Here is a 19,027-nt window from a genome sequence, read left to right as displayed (position 1 = left end):
CATACTCTATGGTTTGGTTTAACTAAAAAACGACCTCTGAAAAAAGGGATGTTCTCCAGTTCTCAGAAGTCGAGTAAAGATGATTCTTTTTTATGAGCGATAATAAACTTCATCCAAAAACAGACCTTGTGCAGGGACGGTTTCTCCTGCATGTTGCCGCACTTTGCTTTCAAATATTTCATCGATTGTTTCTATCGGCATGGCACCTGTGCCGATTTCTAGTAATGTCCCCATGATAATCCGCACCATTTTATATAAGAATCCGTCTCCGACAAAAGTAAAATGAAGCATTTCTCCCTTTCGTTCGATAGATAATTCATCAATCGTACGCACTGTGGATTTTTTTGATTTTTTCAATGCAGAAAAACCAATGAAATCATGTGTACCCACTAATTTTTCGCAAGCTGCATTCAGCTTGTCCATATCCAACTCTTGAGGGAAATAAAAGCTGTGGTTTCGCTCAAATGCTGAAGGAATCACGTCGTTCCAAACATAATAGCTGTATTTTTTGCCCACCGCATTATATCTTGAATGGAAGCGCTCAGGCATTTCTTCGATTCTTTTGATGACAATATCCCGCGGAAGGTAACGATTCATAAAGTCGATCATTTCTGCCAGTCCAATTTCTGTGTTTGTTTTAAAATTTGCTACTTGTCCTCGCGCATGGGTGCCAGCATCTGTTCTTCCTGAACCAATAATTTCTATCTCTTCATTTGTCATCTGATGCAATACTTTTTCGATTTTTCCTTGAATGGTTTTATCGTCATCTCCAAGTCTTTGCCATCCTGAATATCTTTTTCCGTCATATTCGATTGTCAACTTGATGTTTCTCATATTTATTTAACTCCCTTATGATCAGTTACAATTTATTTGCTTCATGAGTATAACATAATCTAAATAGCGTAGCTTGCAAACTATTGATGTCCCCTTGATTTTCAGATACTCATTTTAAAATAATGCTAGTTTTCCTAATTCTCATTGTCTATACTTGATATATATTCTTTAATCTATTATCGGAGGAACTTGTTTTGAAAAAACTGTTAAAAAAAGATGCTTTCACTTACTATTCTATTTTAAGCATCTGCTTATGGGTCGTTATCGTTAGTCTTTATATGTGGTGGCCTATTGCTGGAAAAGCCCCTGTTGAGCTATGGGATGGTCAATCCCAACACTTTGTTTCATTTGTTTATTTTGGCGAATATATTCGGGAAATAATCAAAAATATTTTGATTGATCATAACTTTTCTATACCAACTTATGATTTTAGTATTGGTTATGGTCAAGATATTTTAGGAACATTACATTACTATATCATTGGTGATCCTTTTTCACTATTAGCAGTATTTGCTAAACCAAAGTATGCAGAATTTGCCTTTTCATTAGCAATCATGTTACGCATTTTCTTTTCCGGAATCTCTATATCGATCTTTCTTAGATATAAGAAAATGGCCAACTATCAAACTTTTATCGCCACGTTCATTTATGTATTCTCTGGTTTCGTACTAAGTTCTGCTTGGAAACACCCTTACTTCATCAATCCGATGATTTATCTACCATTGCTATGTTTGGGGCTTGAGTATATCTTCGAGAAAAGAGGATATAAACTCTTTACGTTTATGATTTTCATTTCTGTTATCAGCAACTTTTATTTCTTTTATATGCTTTCTATCTTAATCTTTTTATACGCTGTTTACAGATATTTTGAACTTTATACTTTAAAAGACTATAAAGTGTTGTTTTCTCTTTTATTCAAATCTATTGGTAGTTACGTATTAGGAATAATGATGGGCTCCGTTATTTTCATTCCCGTAATTAATCAATTTTTCAATGCTGGACGTGGGGAGATTCATTCAACGCTCTTACCTTTTTACACGAAATCATTTTATTTGAATTTTGTGAAAAACTTTATTTCACCTGTTTACGGAGGAGAAGCCTCAACTGTTACAGCCTTTTTCCCAATCATCATTTTTGTATTATCCGTTATTTTATATCGTTCTAAGCAAAAAAATAATTATGCAAGACTTGATCTTTTAGCCATTAGCTTGTTGACTATTTTCTTATTCTTTCCATTTTTTGGTAGTCTTTTCAACGGATTCTCTTATAGCACGAATCGTTGGATGTTTGGTTATGCATTCTTTTGGGCTTTTCTAACAGCAAAATACTTACCTGTTTTAGTTGAATCCGCAACTGATTTATCAAAAAGAAAACGGTTTGTGCATATTTCTTCTATTGTTTTCTTTTTCTTTATCCTTTTCACTTTTGCAAACTATAAGCGAAATGTACCGCCTTATATCGGTTTGATCTTCCTGTTGCTCTATTCAACTATCTTTTTATTGTTTGCTAATTCAAAAAAAACAAAAATCGCGTTGAGTATACTGGTATTTTTGAATGCTCTAGTTTATGGAGCCTTTCAAACAAATATCAAAATCAATCCCCTTATCATTAACAGTTATACTGATAAAAATATCGTAGAAAATGATTATTGGGCACCAAAAAGTTCAGCTATCTCAGATATTATCAATAAAGATACTGACTGGTCTCGGTATGAATTGTCTAAAACTGGAAATCCTCGTTCCGAAGAAAACAATGCTTTGTTAAGGGGAATAAATAGTACGAATTTTTATTTTAGTTTAGCAAATAAAAATATTTTTTCCTTCAATAAGTCTATTGAGAACAATATCAACAGTGACTATGAATATTATGGGCTAGATAGTCGTGCAGAATTAGGCACTTTAGCAAATAGCAAATATTACGCAAAACTAAAAACTGACACTAATCAAGATATTCCTTTTGGTTATACTTATTTACAAACAATCAATAAAAATGGTCAAGATGTAGAAATCTATCAGAATACAAATTTCCTACCTTTTGGCTATACGTACGATTCCTATATCAAACAAAATGATACTCAAACTAGTTCATTAGCTATTATGGATAGTATGACAAAAAGTGTTATTATAAATAAAGATATCTCTGGTCTAAAGAAAAATCAGATTACCGATAAAGGAATCAAAAAACTGAACGATCATATACAGCAAACGGATGGAGTAGAGATAAAAGGAAATCAGTATATCGTTTCTAAGAACAATGCAACTGTTACGTTCTCTGTAGACGCTCCATCTGATTTGACAAATAATTATTTGTTTCTACGGTTTAAGGGAATAAATTATCCTAATACACAACCAGGATTATTTCTTCCAACTGAGACTGCCACGTATTTAAAAGTAACTTATGGACAACTGTCAAAAGAGTTTAATTTTCGAAATCAATATCAAGGATGGTACGTAGGAATCAAAAATTCCTTACTTAATTTAGGGGCAGTGCAACCTAATCAAACTATTCAAGTCAGCTTTAGAAATCAAGGAGTCTATACAGTTGATTCTATTGAGTTATATACGCGTGACTATAGTCAATTAAGTACGGAAATAGCTAAATTAAGGGAAAACACACTTCAGAATGTTCATTTTTCGGCAAATGAAGTATCTGGTGAACTAAATCTGGAAAAAGAAAAACTGCTTTTATTAACCATCCCTTATGAAAAAGGATGGACTGCTTATGATAACGGAAAGAAAATACCAATTATCCAATCGAATTATATGTATACAGGATTACTCCTCAATCCAGGTAATCATCAAATCAAACTGATCTATCATACACCTGGTTTAACGACAGGTTGGATACTCACTATCGTTGGATGGATCATCTTCTTATTCACTATTATCTTGAAAAAACGATTTTCTTTTAAATAATTCAAGAAATTGTGTCAGAAGTGGGCAACTTCACGATAGGACAGCTCACTTGTTAGATATAACTCTATCGCATCCAGCTTAAATTGAACAGAATATTTTTTCTTTTGTCGCTTTCTTACTAGACCCTCTTCACCAAATTCTTGATAGGCATTGATCCAGCGCTTCACTTGTGATGGAGCCTTAATGGAATACTTCTTTGCCAGATAATCACTTCCGCCTTTACCATCCAAATAATCATGAACGATCTTTAATTTAAGTTCAAAAGTATACTTAGCCATAAAAAATACCGACCTCCAAAAGTTAGATTTTTTGGTCTAACTTTTGGGGGTCGGTACATTGTCGCAGTCCCTTTTTATTTCACTTATATTCTAAAAGATAAATTGCCATTATGAATTACATGAATTCATAATGAATCACTTCTTTATATTCCTCATATAATTCTGCGTTTCGCAGATCGCCCCCATCTAAATTCGCCGAATAAAATATAGGAGGATGTTTTATCCCATTTGCAATAAGCTGTTCGCAAACTTCCACGATGATCGTATTGAGGATGGCTGCACCGATTACAGTAGAGGAAGGACCGGCTTTTTGTACGATACCTTTCAGCTCACAGCAAGCATCTCCTATATCCCCATGGTTATCGATAACTATATCAGAAACCTCAAACAATCGTTTCCCTGATGAATGACGACTAGTCACCGATCGTGAATATTGGACATTCGTCAAACTAATGATTTTTACGCCCTTCGCTTTGGCAGCTAACGCTAAATCAATAATGATTGGGTTTCTTCCCGATACCGAGTGAAGGATCAATATATCTTGATCTTTAAATGAAACTGTTTTTGCTAAGTTCGTTCCATATCCTTCTAAACGTTCCATTTGACTGGTAAAGGTGATAGGGGAACGATCTAGCATCACTTCTCGACCAAAGATAGCATTGATGGTCATCATCCCACCTGCCCGATAATACATCTCTTCCGCTAAGATACCAGCATGACTAGCACCAAAAATATAGACCGAACGTTTTTGCAGATTCGCTTGGGTCAATACATCGATTGCTTCTTTGATTGACTTTTTTTCTTCCTTTTCAACCAAATCTAATAACTGTTTGATTTTATCCATATATTTGAACATCTAGAACCCTCCAAACAAACCGCTGAATCCTCTACAGATCATTCCCCATAACGACAAATCATTTCCGCCGAAAATCAATATCCAGCTTTGGATTGTCGTACTAAAAACAATAGCTGAAAAACCCGCTAATATGACCATGACAAATGAAGCTGCGATTGTTCCGACAACCGCTCCACGAAAGCCACCTTGACCTTCACCGATGACTGCTGCACCACCACATTCAAAAAAACTTGTGATTACTAATGGCACAAGCAACACACCGAATAGATGGAATGAATTCGCCAAAACAACTAAAATCGTAGAAGTGATCATTGCCACGATAAAACCGATAATCACTGCATTTGGTCGATAATTGAATAAAATAGGCACATCAAATGCTGGTTTCGCTCCCGGTACGACTTTTTCTGCAATCCCTTGAAACGCTGGAATGATTTGATTGATCAGTAGTCGGACACCATATAGCATAATGAGTAGTCCTGCACCAAAATTCAACCCTGCTTCAATCGAAAACATCAGGAGATTATCCCCTTCTGGTATTAAAACAGGTGCGATGATCCCAACTACGGTATTCATCAAGAACATGACTAGTGCACCTGTAATTGAGATTTCTCGGAAAAATGAAAGATTCTCAGGTACTTTGATATCTTCTGTCGATTTTTCTTTATTTCCTACTCGTTTTGCTACAAATCCTGAAACTAAAGACAAAACACCCGTTGGATGACCGATCAGGAAAGAATCATCTCCCGTAGCATCCCAGACATATTTGCGCATGATCCAAGGCATGAAAGACCAATAACAAGCCGATAAAATTCCGCTGATTCCAATCAATGCTCCCCCTGACAGCCCTGCTTCCACACCAGCTGCTACAAATACGAAAGGAAACCACCAAAGCATATGACCTGTTAAAAAGATCGTCTTCACAGGTGTAAACCGAGCAATCAATAAATGGATAACCAATCCTAAAAACATAGCTAATCCGACCGTCCCGCCATATTCTGCAGTAAACGTCACATCAGATAGTCCTTCTGTCACTTCTACACCCAACTGTGTTTGGACAGCTATATTGATTGGAGAAATCGTTCCGACCAGCATATTGACACCGGCGGTCAAAGCAACCATGCCAAATGCAGCAGTCAAAGCTCCCTTAACCGTTTCTGAAAATGATTTTCGCTGGATGATCAGCCCGAACATCGCAATCAAACCTAACAAGACGGGCGGATTCTTCAAGATGTGTTCACTAATGAAATTCATTCTTTTATTCCCCCTTATCAGCTAGATATTGTTCCAATTGCGCCTTTATTTCTGAAGTATCCATATACTTTTTAATAGGATAAACAGGCGCTTTTACAGAAGCTTTTAGTTCTGGAAGTAATTCATGACTTGTAAAATAAACATCTGCCATCGTTGCTTTGGCAGTGGATAAATCTGTATTTTCCACTGTCGCCTTTAAACCAAGCTCCTTAATTACTTTATCAAGAGACATTTTCAAAACCATAGAACTCCCCACACCAAATCCACATACTGCTAAAATTTTCATTTTTCTTCCTCCTTACGCAAATAACTGAATGATTGTTTCTTTATTTCCTGATAAAATCGTTTGATATTTTTCATTGTCCATAAATATTTCCATGATATCTTTTAATCTCTCCAGATGGCTTTCGTGGTTTTTGGCAGCTAAAACCAAAAAAATATGGATTGGTTTCCCTTTCATATCTACGGCATCTTTTACGACTAAAAGACTCATACTTTGCTCGTTTACTCCAAGACCTGGTTTTGCGTGCATCAGCGCAAAATAATCAGCCAACACCATATATGGTCCATTTTCTTCTACACTTCTGATCATATTTTCTAAATACGTATGCGTTATCATTTTGTTTTTTAATAATGGATTACTAGCGATTTCGACTGCTTTAATCCAATTTTCAGCCGTTTCTATTACTTGGATTTGATTTTTCGGCAGCAATTTATTGATAGTACTCATTCTCTGACCTCCAACATTTTTGAAATAAACCAATTTTTATCCTCTATTCCTTGCATGACCATTTTCATCACAGGTTCGACTTCTTTCACATCTTCTTCTCGGATCATTAGCAGAACAACGATATCTGCCTTTTGATATCCCCATGAAAATGGCTTGTCTGCTATCAATACAGCAACCGAAGTTTGTTTAACGACATTAGGATTGCCATGAGGAATAGCAAAACCATTCTCCAAGTATGTTGATTGGATCTCCTCACGCTCAAAAATAGAGTGGAGAAATCGCTGTTTTGAATCTTCATTCTCAAACTGTTGCTGATCAACCAAAAAACGGATAGCAGCTTCTTTTGAATCAAAGTGATCAAAATAGACATTAGAGGAAATAAGATGTTTCACTTTTTCAGATATCGAGCCTTCGATATTTATTTGTTCGTTATCTATGACCAGATCGATATAATGATTCATGATACGTTTCATATCTCTAGCAGTAACCATTGGCGAAATTCTTACTACTGGTCTAATTTGTTTAGGTATATCGACAGTGGAGATAATCAAATCTACGTCAAACAAATCTAGTCTGTTCAATTTATCGACAGATGCTGTTTCGATACTATCGATATCAGGTAAGATTCTTCTGATTTTTGCAGAAACAAATGAACTGGTTCCCATGCCATTGGGACATACGAATAAGAGTCTATTTAATCGTTTGACACGCTCGATTGCTGCTTGGAAATGGATAGCTACAAAACCTACTTCATCTTCGGACAAGCTTACTTGATAAGGCCAGCGAAAATCATTTAACGCAAACCAGACAACACCATACAAAGAAGGATAATTTTGTTTTATCTCATCTATCAAAGGATTTACGATGGTCGTTTGAGCTTCAATACGTAAAAGCAGCTGATACAGATGTACAAGCAGATCTTCTTCTAAACGACTATCTTGGGTAAGATCTATCTGAATGCCTCTACTCACTTTTTGGATCAATTGCCGGATTTTTTCTCGAAATACCAAAGGAATCATTTCATTTTTCATGAAAAAGCGTAAACCACTTCCCACAATAACATAAGTCAAATACTGTACTTCTTCTTGCGAAAATTGGTAAATACGCTGTTCCTCTAACTGATGCAGCAATTCACAAACGAGGGGATATTTGTTGAATTCTAAAAAATACTTTCCATATTGATTTTTACCTTTTAAACTGATTTTCTTCCCTTCTCTTGAACGCTGAATCATCAATAAGATCGAAACAATGATACTTGAAAAGTAGCTTTCTGGTATCTCAATTTGCTTGTCTGCAATGCTCTCGCGAAAAGATCGTTCGACTATTGCTAGAAGCTTTCGATCCACTATTTCTCTTACGATCTCCAATTCATCAAAATGATTCAGGATCATACGCTTCAGTACCTTCTGAACCTGTATTTCATTTCCTTCAAAATATGTCCCGAAACGATCAAAACTGAGATTCAACCCTTCTTTCGCAAATACATATTTGATGTAAGAAATATCATTTGCGATACTGCTTCTGGAAACATAGTATTCTTCAGAAAGTTGCTGGTAACTTACATGCTCAAAATTGGACAATCTGTTCAGGATTGCTACTCTTCGTAGTTTGCTTTCTTGATATTGTATTACACTCATTTCCATCACCTTCTATATTCACTATAATTTTTTCTTATAAAGAGAACTAGACCAAATAAAAGATTAAAATAACCTGAGAAATCATACACTACTCTTTCTCAGTTAATATACGCTAAAACAGAAGCTCTACAAGAAAATTATGGAACTATATTTCAGAAAAACAAAAAACAGCCACCGGATGAAGTATCCGCTGACTGTTCAATTTGACGGCTCAAGTTTTACTGTTTGAGATGCAAGATACTCAACCAGGCAATGGGCACATAATTAAAGAAAAAACTGATTCTTTGGCAAAAACCTATTTTATTCAGTAATGGCCAAGAATTTATAGAAGGAATTCTTGCCAGTCCATAAATCGCCGCAAAAAGCAAACTGATCACAGACAGTCCAAGGTATAAGTGGCTTACGTCCATTTGCCCATTTTTTCGATAGATCAAGAAAAGAAGAACTGGAAACAATAAAAAACCACTGTAACCTAAACCTGATCCGATATTATGGACCCATGTCGAGACATTCCACGAAGATTCATGGGTATTGATACTGAACACACCTGTAAAGATACAATCACCTATACCATAGAACGCGATGGCTGCTGTAACTAGGGTAGCTAACACACGAGATGTACTTACAAATGCAGCATACAATGCAGGCAATGACAGGATGAAAAAGATCCCTGAAACCACAGACCAAATAAGAAACGCTTTTCTTACAGGACTGGAAACCTCTCCAAATACACTGATCACGCTCTTCATTTGATCTAATTCAGGATAATACAATCCTAATACGTACGGAGTCAAAAAATCACTCAGCACGCCTAATAATAAAAAGAAAAAACCAAATTTACGTAAAAAATCCATGATACGCCTCCAATAACAATTACCTATGCTTTTAATTGTTATTATAAACGACTTTGTCTTGATTTAACAGAAACCTCTATTTACACGAACATCTATATAACTCATTAAAAACTCGAATCATTTTAAAAATACTAAATATCTAACGTTCAACGTTCACTTAATCCATCTAAACAATCTTTCAATTTGATTTTTTCCCCACTTCTTTTACGCGCGCCTAGCTCTCCTATTGCAGTAAACAACAGATCACTTGACGAATTTAAGGCAGTTTCCATTGAATCCTGGATAACACCGATAATAAATCCAATACCGACGATTTGCATCGCGACATCATTAGAGATACCAAACAAACTACATGCTAATGGAATCAATAACAGTGAACCGCCCGCAACACCTGAAGCTCCACAAGCAGCTAAAGCAGACAAAATACATAAAAGGACTTTCAAAACAAAAGGTGCTTCAATCCCTAAAGAATGTACAGCAGTCAACGTCATCAAGGAAATGGTAATCGCGGCACCGCCCATATTGATCGTAGCACCTAACGGGATCGATATGGAATAAGACTCTTTTGTCAATTTCAATCTTTCAGCCAACATCATGTTTATCGGGATATTTGCGGCAGAACTTCGGGTAAAGAAAGCGGGAAGTGCGCTTTCTTTCAAACAAAAGAAAATCAATGGATAGGGATTTTCTTTAATAAACAAAAACGTGAGGAATGGGTACACAACTAATGCGACAAACAGCATCGTACCGATCAAAACAAGTAAAAGCTGCAGATACTCTGCCAATCCAGCGATTCCAGTCGTAGCAATTGATTGATAAACCAATCCTAAAATCCCTATCGGAGCAAATGCAATAATCACTTGTACGACTTGTGACAACGCTATAGATATCTGATCCACCAACTCTTTTGTCGATTCTGAACGTGCTCGAAAAGCTAGTCCCAACAATACAGCCCAGAATAAAACGCCAAGGTAATTCGCATCAATAAGAGATTGAACAGGATTTTGTGTGACATTCGTCAACATAGTAGATAAAACACTTTCCAAACTTTGCGGTGCTTTTTCAGATACTGTTTCTTGTAAAGTAATAGGAACAGTAAAAATTGAACTTACAATAACTGCTACAAGTGCAGAAAGCAATGTTCCCACTAAATATAAGATCAAAATAGGCTTCACGAATGTCTTATTCCCAATTTTATGCTTGGCAATTGACGCCATCGTCAAGAAAAAAACCAGAATAGGTGCGATTGCCTTCAAGCAACTGACAAACAACGTCCCCAATATTGAAATAAATGTCCACGTGGGGAAAAAGATACCAAACAATATTCCGACTAAAATACCAACAACAATACGTTGAACTAACGACATATCCAAAAACTTCTCTAACAAATGACCACCCTTTCACAATTTTAACAATCATTGTATCATTTTATCTAAAGAAACTAAAGGTGCAATTTTCTAAAAATTCTAATAATAAAATTGGCAATTCATGCTCTTGCAACATTCAATTTTAGTATTGGAGGGTTTATTCAATCTCTAAAGAAGTCGAGAGAAAACTATTTATCGTTATTATTATAGTTATCCAAGTAAAACGTAACTAAGATGAAGGACGAAACTAGAAATTTCATCCTTCATCTTAATTCTTAGACATAGCAATCAATTAATATTTTCCACTGAGTCTCTTCTTTCTCTCACTCTCACTGGTTTACTTACCCATAAACGATTTGATTAAAGCCATTTTTCAATTCATTATTCGCTGTCTCGTTGAAGTAAAGATAATTATCGGGATTCCCCTGATTTTGTTGTGTCACCAATACTTTTGGCTGATTTTGCTGAAACCCGAATAGATAGACGTGCTTTTTCAGATATGGTTCTGTCTCTGCATCGGAATAGACGGCTGTGATTTGATAATCTGCTTGACCTGTCCCACTTTCTGACCATTCTGCAGAAACAGGCACTCCACCAATAGCCATCTTCCACTCCCCGTTCAAAATAGCTTGAGGGACTTTAAGACCATATAAGTCCACACTCATTTGATTCGTATAACTTTTGTATTGTTGTCCCATTGTTTGGCCCCATTTGGTCATAAATGCCTCTAATTGTGCGGCTTTGTCTGCATTCCACAGTGTTTGTTCGACTTGTTCGCTGCTTTCTGAAGAGGAAGATGAAGCCTCTACAGAAGAACTTGAAGTAGATGTTTGAGTTGTTTCAGTCGTTTTGGAAGACTCTGACGAAGTAGAGGTATCTGCTGTTTCTGTACTTGTTGCAGTTGACTTGCTCTCTGTGCTAGTTGTTGTAGTAGTTGCAATTGTTGCTTTCGCTGTTTCTTTTGTTGATTCTTTTTTCGATTCATTCCCGTTGGTACAACCAGCTAACAAAAAAGCTAGACCAATTGTTACTAAAATCCTTTTTTTCAATTAAAAAACTCCTTTCGATTACTCCCACTTCTTTATTCTATCAAATAAGCAATGTGATTTTATTGATTTTTTGTATTTTCTCATCCATCTTTTAAACCTTTTAAAAACTAAGAAGCACCCGCTGATGTCTTATAGACAACATCAGCGGGTGCTTCTTTTTATTTTATTTTCAAGACAAAACTTCGTGTTTTTTTCCTGTTTTTCTCACGCTTTATATTTGTATTTGAAGAAACATAGACTTTTAGTCATCATAGTCTTCCTCATCCAAATCTTGTCGGACAGTTTTTCCTTGGAGTCTTTGTACTTGGTAGATGATTTCTTTATTGAAACTTAAAAGTTCAACGAGTAATTGTTGCAAGCCATATTTTTCTTCTTTTTCAGCTAACTTGATTGCCCGTGTGATAAACATATTTTGGAAATCAAAATCTTTTGCAAAGTTTTCCAACATTGTTGAGGCTGGTAAATATTTGTTTTGACCATGTTCGTAAATTTTTCCATAACGCATGACTTCTTCTAAAGTAGACGGAACGATTTCATTATCAATCACTAACTCATGAGAGATTTTATTGAACCATCTCGCTTCTTGATCAGCATATTCTGAAAAAAGGGTACTTAATTCTTGCGAAGATGTACCCAAAACATACAATTGTGCTTGGATCAATTTCATTTCTTCTAATTTAAAATTTGCTAATACATGCCCCACCATGGCGCCAGCAGTTGGTTTATGATGGTCGATATCTGCTTGTTTTGTTTCTTGAGCAAATTTTTCTTCCACTATATTCATTGATTTACGCCTCTTTTACTTTTGCTGATTGGACTTCATAACCTAATTTTTCCACAACTGCAGCTAATTGTTCAGGGTGGACTTCATCTGGATCAAAGTTTGCTTTGATTTTGCTCGCATTAAACAAAACTTTCGTATTGCTTACCCCAGGCTGTTGAGAAACCGCATGTTCGATTTTTTGCATACAGCTTGGACAAGCTAGTGTATCTAATTGCATAATAATTTTTTTCATCGTAGTTCTTCCTTCCTTTTTCTTGATAGTCTTATTCTAGATTACAGCTTCCATAAAAAAATTGATTCTTATCAAGTTTTACGATTTTTCTTCTTTGCTTTCGTGTCCAAAATACAATAAACGCATCGCGTTAAAGATAACGATCAAGATACTAGCTTCGTGAACGAACATCCCACTAGCCATGTAAATAAACCCGGCAAATAAGCCGATGAGTAAAAATAAGACGACACCAATGGCAATCACTACATTTTCACGGGTATTTAAAACAGTTTTCTTAGCCAAGCGGTAGGCATGAACCAACGATCCAAAACTAGATTGCATCAAGACAACGTCACTCGTTTCGATAGCAACATCCGTTCCTGATCCCATAGCAATCCCGATATCAGCCGCAGCCAAAGAGGGAGAATCATTGATTCCATCTCCAATGAAAGCAACGCGCAATCCTTGTTCTTGGTATTTTTTCACAAATTGAACCTTTTCGTCTGGTAATAATTCAGCATGGACTTCATCAATGCCTAACATATAAGCTACATAATCAGCAGTCATCTGATTATCACCTGTCAGCATCACTAACTGTTTTGCTCCTGCTTGTTTCAACTTAGCTAATTGTTCAGCGACTTCTGGTCGAATCACATCTGACACACCTATGATTTGAGTGATTTTTTTGTCGATTGCTACAATAATGACCGAGCTGCCTGTTTGTTGTAATTGATGTAAATCTTGTACTTGCTTTGGTGTGAGAGAAAGTTTGTGAGCGGCAATCAATTTGGTGTTGCCCGCACAAACTGTATGTCCATCAATCTCAGCTGTGATGCCTTGTCCCTTGATCGTCTGATTATCTTTGACTGCTAATTGTTGAAAATCAATGTCTTTCTCCTGAACATAATGGATCACGGCGCGCCCCAGAGGATGATCGGATAACGTTTCTAATCGAGCCACTAAAGCTAAGCTGTCCCCTTCATTCTCTGTATAGTTCTTGATAGTGGATACAGCAGTAGTTCCTTTGGTCAATGTACCGGTTTTATCAAAGACAAAAGTATTGATTTTGGAAAAAGTATCCATTGCTTCACCGCCTTTGACTAAGATGCCCCGTTTTGCTCCATTACCGATTCCTGCTACATTCGAAACAGGCGCACCAATGACTAAAGCGCCAGGACAACCAAGAACCAAAACAGTGATTGCTAAACGAAAATCACGACTGATCAGACCAACAAGCAACGCAACAAGTAAAACGGTTGGAGTATAATACTGAGAAAATCGATCAATGAATTTTTCCGCATGGGATTTGGTATCTTGTGCTTCTTCTACTAATTCGATAATTTTGGCAAAGGTCGTATCATCTCCGACCTTAGTTGCTTCGATCGTCATATAGCCATCTGCTAAAATCGTTCCAGAGAAGACTTCATCTCCACTGATTTTGACGACTTGTCGTGATTCACCAGTCACTGCGGCTTCATCCGCATAACCTTTTCCGTCAATGACTCGACCGTCCACAGGAATAGCTCCACCAGTTTTTACTAAGACGATATCGCCTTCTTCCACGTCATCGATTTCCACTTCTTCAGTCGTTCCATCTTCTTGGACAACACTAGCAGTCGATGGGGCCATCTCGGTCAAAGCCTTGATTGATTCCCGCGTTTTGGTCAATGTTTTTTGTTCCAGATAGCTACCAAACAAAAACAAGAATGTAACGATAGCTGACTCCTTGTATTCTCCGATCATAAAGGCACCAAGCACAGCAATAGTAACGAGTAAATCAATTGAGATAACTTTGACTTTTACTGCCTGATACGCGTGGATCATAATAGGTATGACCGCAATAACAGAAGCTATGGCTAGAACAATGTTATAGAACAAGACAAATCCAGTAAATTTTCCGATAAAACCAAAAATAATCAACACAGCTGATAAGGCGGTGATATGATTTCGGTGCTCTTGGATCCACTTTTGAAATTTCATCTTTCTCCCTCTTTTCCTTTTCGTTCTTACGAGACTAAGTATAGAGACTTATCCATCATAAAAAATTGACCACTATCAAGTTTAGTCAAAAAGGCGGTTTTCTTTTGGTAGAATATACTACAAAAAATAGTTAGCAAGAAGACTCACTAAAAGTGATCTTGCCAACTATTGTCGTTTCTATCGAAATTTTCATTGAATGATTTTCCTGTACAGCATACATCGGAGATCTATTTCTTTATCTAAGATTTTTATCTTGCTAATTTTTTCCTTTAGTCTTTCAAATCCACGTCGTTCATAGAATTGATACGTACAGCCACTATCTGTAAAAAGGAATATTTCTTTTCCTTTCTCTCTTTTTTCAAATTCTGTTAGCAACTTGGTACCGATGCCTTTTATTTTCAAATCAGGATTTGCAGCTAAAAAAATGATCTCTCCATCTGGTGAATGCTTCTTTAAATATGCTGCAAGCATTTGTTCATTTGCTGTCTCGTAAGCTCCTTTACTTTCTTTAGCAAATATATTTTGTAAAAAATCGAATATCTTAACATATATTTGCTGTCCAAAAGAACGATGTTTCTTTTTTTCTCCTTTTATCTCCGCCAGCAAAACACCTGCCAACTCGTCCTCTGCATACAAAGCAAGAATTTGAGTAGCTCGATTCAACTCCATATACAAAAAATATCTTCCGTAAAGATTCAGCAGAAGTTCGTTTTCCATATATCTATCAAAGTTCATTCCTTCAACAGCAAAATAGATAGCTTTTTTGTAATCTTTCTTTTCTAAGGGTTTAAAAGTTAGTTTCATCATTTCGCCTCCACAACTTCAATGATTGTGTTATACTTACATTATAATAGACACAGTGTCTACTATCTATAATCAATCATCTATAAGATTGTCGATTAAGCGACAGCTTTGCTTTGATATGTCGGATAAGGAGATAGGTAAATGAAAAAGACAGATAGACGCGTCAAAAAAACAGAAAAAGCTTTGGCTGAAGCACTATCCACATTATTAGTAAATAAAAAGATTCAAGCAATCACTATACGCGAACTAACAGAAACGGCAGATGTACATCGTTCGACTTTTTATACACATTATAAAGATATCTATGATCTATATGATCAATTAGAAAGCAACTTTTTTCGGGATCTAAATGAAATTCTCTCTTATGATCCAGCCCATAGCTATGAGGAACTATACACTCGCTTGATTGACTATGTTTACGCAAATACTTTTTTATATCACTTATTTATCCTCAACCATGGTGATATTTCGTTTCAGAAGAAAGTTAAACAAGTTATTGAAGAAAACTATCTGAACATATGGCTATATGAAGACAAGAAAACGATTATCACAGAAGAAATGAGATTCTTCACTACGTACCACGTCCAAGGTTGTCTATCTGTTCTCAATCGATGGGTAGAAAGCAATTACAAGTACTCCAAAAAAGAATTATTAGAACTCTTACAGAAACTGAATGATCACATAGAGAAAATCATGCCTTGAATAAAAAAAGGCTGTGACAAAAATCTTGTCGCAGCCACTTTTTCCGGTAAAAATAGATGAAAAAGTTCTTGAAAAACTATGCTGTTTTTCGAATTTTTTTATAGGAGTGAAATATATTTAGTTGCTTCCACCATACAAATTTTGTAACAAAAATAATGATTGTACACTATTACTTAATTATCTTTTGATGGCTTCAATGAACCAACTGCCATCGATGATTGTTTTCGAGTTTACTTTAAATTCTTTTGAGAATCTATAATTGATAGTTGAAGGAATCTGGGCTTTTATCATCGTTTTTTCTTGCGTTTTTTTCCATCCTATTCCAATTTCTCCATGAATCGTTCTTAAAGTCCCTTCTGCAAATTCTATATCGTCAGGAATATAAGGATCAATTAATAAATCAGTAGACTCTTGTGTCTCTTGATCAAATTTGATTCCCAATAAAGCAGAGATAAACCATTGACTGTATGATGTGAACATAGCATGATTTAAAGAAGATCCATCCATTTTTTTAAAATACTCGCCCAACGCTCCACTATTATTAGATACCATAGAATAAAAACTTGGATAACTTTTCCTTGTGAGCCATTGATAAATTAAATATTGATCATCTAGAATTTCATATGACCACGCCATGCCAAAAATCCCCATCTTAAAGACACCATCATCTTCCCTAATTTGGTTTTTGAATTTTTGTAATAATTCTGGGAATTCTTTATCTAATCCAGCTTTGAGAGAAAAAATATAGCTTGATTGGCTGCCACCTTGAAAATAACCTTTAGAATTGTAATATTCCTTTATTAGTTTTTCTTTTACATACCTAATTTTTTCTTCTAACTTTTCTGTTTCAAAGCTCATTCCTTTAGTAAACACAGCTAATTTTTGATAGCTTTGCAATACTATTAAATACATTGCTGCTGAACAAAATTCTTTATCTGGCGGTGTTTCTTTGTTATTAATAAGAACAGTATCTACAGAACCCCAATCACCCAAACAACAATACTTAATGTACTCATAATCAAATTTCAAAAGATAATTCAGATGTCTATTCAAAGATACTGAAATTCTTTTGTCCTCAATAATGGACATTCCATAATATTTCATATATTTTAAGACAATGACTGGAAGCACTAATTGCCATCCTAACGAACCAGCGTTATTACTAGGTCCAAACGTCTGGATACCCATAAATGGAGCAGTTTGTGTTATTCCTCCTTCAAGGGTTTGATCGAAAATAAAATCAAGCAACACTTTTTTCAATAATTGTTCCGAATCAAATGAATAAATTTGAGATTCTATTAATGCGACAATATCTCCACCATATCCTAGTCTTTCACGAGCACAATCTTCATAATATGAACGGATATTATTTCTTTTGGTTTGAACCGCAATACGTTGAAGATCATTCAACAACTGATTAGAAGTATTGAATTCACTTGTTATTGTAAGATCAGCATAAGTATCAAATGCATGTAAATCATTGATATCAAAAATAGCGCATTCTCCCTCAACTTTCATATATCGAAATGAGTGATAAACATACATGTTTTCAAATGTCGTTTTGCCGTCCCCACATAGAAACTGATCTTCCTGTATGACTGTATCTGATTCATTAATCCCCTGTTCCGGATCATTGACTCCATATATACTTGTAGTTGTGGTAGAATAGTCCAATTCGGTTTGCGAATCATTGAGGCTCTCAGCATAATTAATTTTTATATTTTGTTTTTTTGAAGAAATAGTTAAAGAAATCTGTCCTGAAATAATTTTTCCAAAATCAATCAAATAACCATATTTTGTTTTCTTTATTACATTTGGTTTTCTTTTTTTCAATCTTTTCGTTTTTGGTATAGTACTTGGCACAAGTTTTCCAGCTGGACCAACGATTTCCGTTACCCTCATATTTACTCGAGTAGATGAATCAGGATTACTTTCCTCATTTTCAACAAACGAAATTCTTTCGCCAATATAAATATTGTCGAATAGAATTTTCCCTCCTTCAGCTAACCAATCATGATTACTCTCAACGATATTTCTTTGTTTGCCATTCGCCAATTCGCTGATTGAACAAATGAGCATTGACTTACCAATAGAAAGGCGATGTCTCATGTTGTATTTCCCTAATAATTTCAACGGGGCAGGATTGTACCAGCCATTTGCCAATTCTACTATAATTTCATTTGAACCTTCTTCCACAAAAGGATTAAGCTTATAAGTATCATAATACACTTGCTTACCATAGTTTGTTACATCTGAATTCAAATAGTAATCGTCTATTCTTTTCCCATTGATATAAGTTGTATAGTATCCTAATCCACAAATATCTAAAAATAAATCTTTCTCTAGTCTCTCAACTATAAATGATTTTTTTAGAATAATAGAAGGTCGATCTCTGTAATACATATTTTCTTTCTCAATAGGATGATCTTGTCTTGTAATCCAATGTGCGTTCTTCAAATTAGGGTTTGCGGAATAAAACGTTGTATGAAATTCCTGTATACTTTCTTCCCCTTCTATAATGATATGAAGTAAGTACTTTTTTCTTTGATCAGAAATAGTTGGAAATTTCACGTTGCTATATTTTTTATTTCCTATCTCTTGTTTGAGAACGATATCTTGATCTTCGTTCATAATATATAACTGGGCTTTTTTTTGAATTATGTTTATTCGAGACCAATTTATTATAATCGATTCTTCTACATCCACAGCATAATTAGTATACTTTCCATTTATTGTTATTAAATCGGTACAATTTTCCATAACGCCTCCACATTA

16 protein-coding genes and 1 pseudogene are annotated in these 19,027 nt (G+C 35.4%); 2 read left to right on the top strand and 15 right to left on the bottom strand.

All coding sequences use genetic code 11. From position 1 onward, the window contains the following. Nucleotides 1–90 precede the first annotated feature (90 nt). Nucleotides 91–834 (bottom strand): tRNA pseudouridine(38-40) synthase TruA, encoded by a 744-nt coding sequence (gene truA / locus OS139_RS10190; RefSeq protein WP_002331960.1) that lies wholly within the window; start codon nt 832–834, stop codon nt 91–93. A 194-nt stretch (nt 835–1,028) separates the two neighbouring features. Here truA and OS139_RS10185 point away from each other — a divergent pair, with 194 nt between their 5' ends. Next, on the top strand, nt 1,029–3,749 hold the full coding sequence (locus OS139_RS10185; RefSeq protein WP_002307853.1) for a YfhO family protein: 2,721 nt from the start codon (nt 1,029–1,031) through the stop codon (nt 3,747–3,749). A gap of 20 nt (nt 3,750–3,769) precedes the next feature. Here OS139_RS10185 and OS139_RS10180 read toward each other — a convergent pair. The 13 genes and pseudogenes from OS139_RS10180 to OS139_RS10120 all read right to left on the bottom strand — a co-directional run. Next, a pseudogene (locus tag OS139_RS10180) lies at nt 3,770–4,027 on the bottom strand (helix-turn-helix domain-containing protein); the annotation flags it as partial. 115 nt (nt 4,028–4,142) lie between these two features. After that, nucleotides 4,143–4,883 carry a sugar isomerase domain-containing protein gene (locus OS139_RS10175; RefSeq protein WP_002307851.1) on the bottom strand — a complete coding sequence of 247 codons (741 nt, stop codon included), beginning with the start codon at nt 4,881–4,883 and terminating at the stop codon, nt 4,143–4,145. Beyond that, nucleotides 4,884–6,134, bottom strand: a complete 1,251-nt coding sequence (locus tag OS139_RS10170; protein WP_002331963.1) for a PTS ascorbate transporter subunit IIC — start codon at nt 6,132–6,134, stop codon at nt 4,884–4,886. Nucleotides 6,135–6,138: 4 nt separating this feature from the next. Beyond that, a complete protein-coding gene (locus tag OS139_RS10165; protein ID WP_002292323.1) occupies nt 6,139–6,420 on the bottom strand; it encodes a PTS sugar transporter subunit IIB in 282 nt (93 codons plus the stop codon). 12 nt (nt 6,421–6,432) lie between these two features. Further along, nucleotides 6,433–6,864 (bottom strand): PTS sugar transporter subunit IIA, encoded by a 432-nt coding sequence (locus tag OS139_RS10160; protein ID WP_002307848.1) that lies wholly within the window; start codon nt 6,862–6,864, stop codon nt 6,433–6,435. Continuing rightward, entirely contained in the window at nt 6,861–8,501 is a 1,641-nt protein-coding gene (locus OS139_RS10155; RefSeq protein ID WP_002331964.1) for a BglG family transcription antiterminator, read from the bottom strand. The genes OS139_RS10160 and OS139_RS10155 overlap by 4 nt, the downstream gene beginning before the upstream one ends. Before the next feature lie 218 nt (nt 8,502–8,719). Next, nucleotides 8,720–9,355 carry a DUF998 domain-containing protein gene (locus OS139_RS10150; protein ID WP_002331965.1) on the bottom strand — a complete coding sequence of 212 codons (636 nt, stop codon included), beginning with the start codon at nt 9,353–9,355 and terminating at the stop codon, nt 8,720–8,722. 146 nt (nt 9,356–9,501) lie between these two features. Continuing rightward, complete coding sequence (sstT, locus tag OS139_RS10145) at nt 9,502–10,722, bottom strand: serine/threonine transporter SstT (protein ID WP_002304113.1); 1,221 nt, start codon at nt 10,720–10,722, stop codon at nt 9,502–9,504. Between the two features lie 341 nt (nt 10,723–11,063). After that, nucleotides 11,064–11,771, bottom strand: a complete 708-nt coding sequence (locus OS139_RS10140) for a DUF4767 domain-containing protein (protein WP_002307843.1) — start codon at nt 11,769–11,771, stop codon at nt 11,064–11,066. Between the two features lie 241 nt (nt 11,772–12,012). Continuing rightward, the gene (locus tag OS139_RS10135) at nt 12,013–12,555 is read right to left on the bottom strand and encodes a ferritin-like domain-containing protein (protein WP_002331966.1); all 543 of its coding nucleotides are present in this window, start codon (nt 12,553–12,555) and stop codon (nt 12,013–12,015) included. 4 nt (nt 12,556–12,559) lie between these two features. Beyond that, nucleotides 12,560–12,787 carry a heavy-metal-associated domain-containing protein gene (locus OS139_RS10130; protein WP_002294740.1) on the bottom strand — a complete coding sequence of 76 codons (228 nt, stop codon included), beginning with the start codon at nt 12,785–12,787 and terminating at the stop codon, nt 12,560–12,562. Between the two features lie 78 nt (nt 12,788–12,865). After that, nucleotides 12,866–14,746: a heavy metal translocating P-type ATPase gene (locus tag OS139_RS10125; RefSeq protein ID WP_002307841.1), complete on the bottom strand. Its 1,881-nt coding sequence runs from the start codon at nt 14,744–14,746 to the stop codon at nt 12,866–12,868. Nucleotides 14,747–14,935: 189 nt separating this feature from the next. Further along, entirely contained in the window at nt 14,936–15,550 is a 615-nt protein-coding gene (locus OS139_RS10120) for a GNAT family N-acetyltransferase (RefSeq protein WP_002338589.1), read from the bottom strand. A 141-nt stretch (nt 15,551–15,691) separates the two neighbouring features. Here OS139_RS10120 and OS139_RS10115 point away from each other — a divergent pair, with 141 nt between their 5' ends. Next, nucleotides 15,692–16,252, top strand: a complete 561-nt coding sequence (locus OS139_RS10115; RefSeq protein WP_002307838.1) for a TetR/AcrR family transcriptional regulator — start codon at nt 15,692–15,694, stop codon at nt 16,250–16,252. A 177-nt stretch (nt 16,253–16,429) separates the two neighbouring features. Here the strand turns inward: OS139_RS10115 and OS139_RS10110 are convergent, their stop codons facing one another. After that, entirely contained in the window at nt 16,430–19,012 is a 2,583-nt protein-coding gene (locus OS139_RS10110; protein WP_325066904.1) for a family 78 glycoside hydrolase catalytic domain, read from the bottom strand. Nucleotides 19,013–19,027: the final 15 nt, after the last annotated feature.

The organism is Enterococcus sp. E4-223 (assembly GCF_035727065.1).
GTDB classification, from domain to species: domain Bacteria; phylum Bacillota; class Bacilli; order Lactobacillales; family Enterococcaceae; genus Enterococcus_B; species Enterococcus_B faecium.
This window is presented reverse-complemented; position numbering and strand designations above follow the sequence as displayed.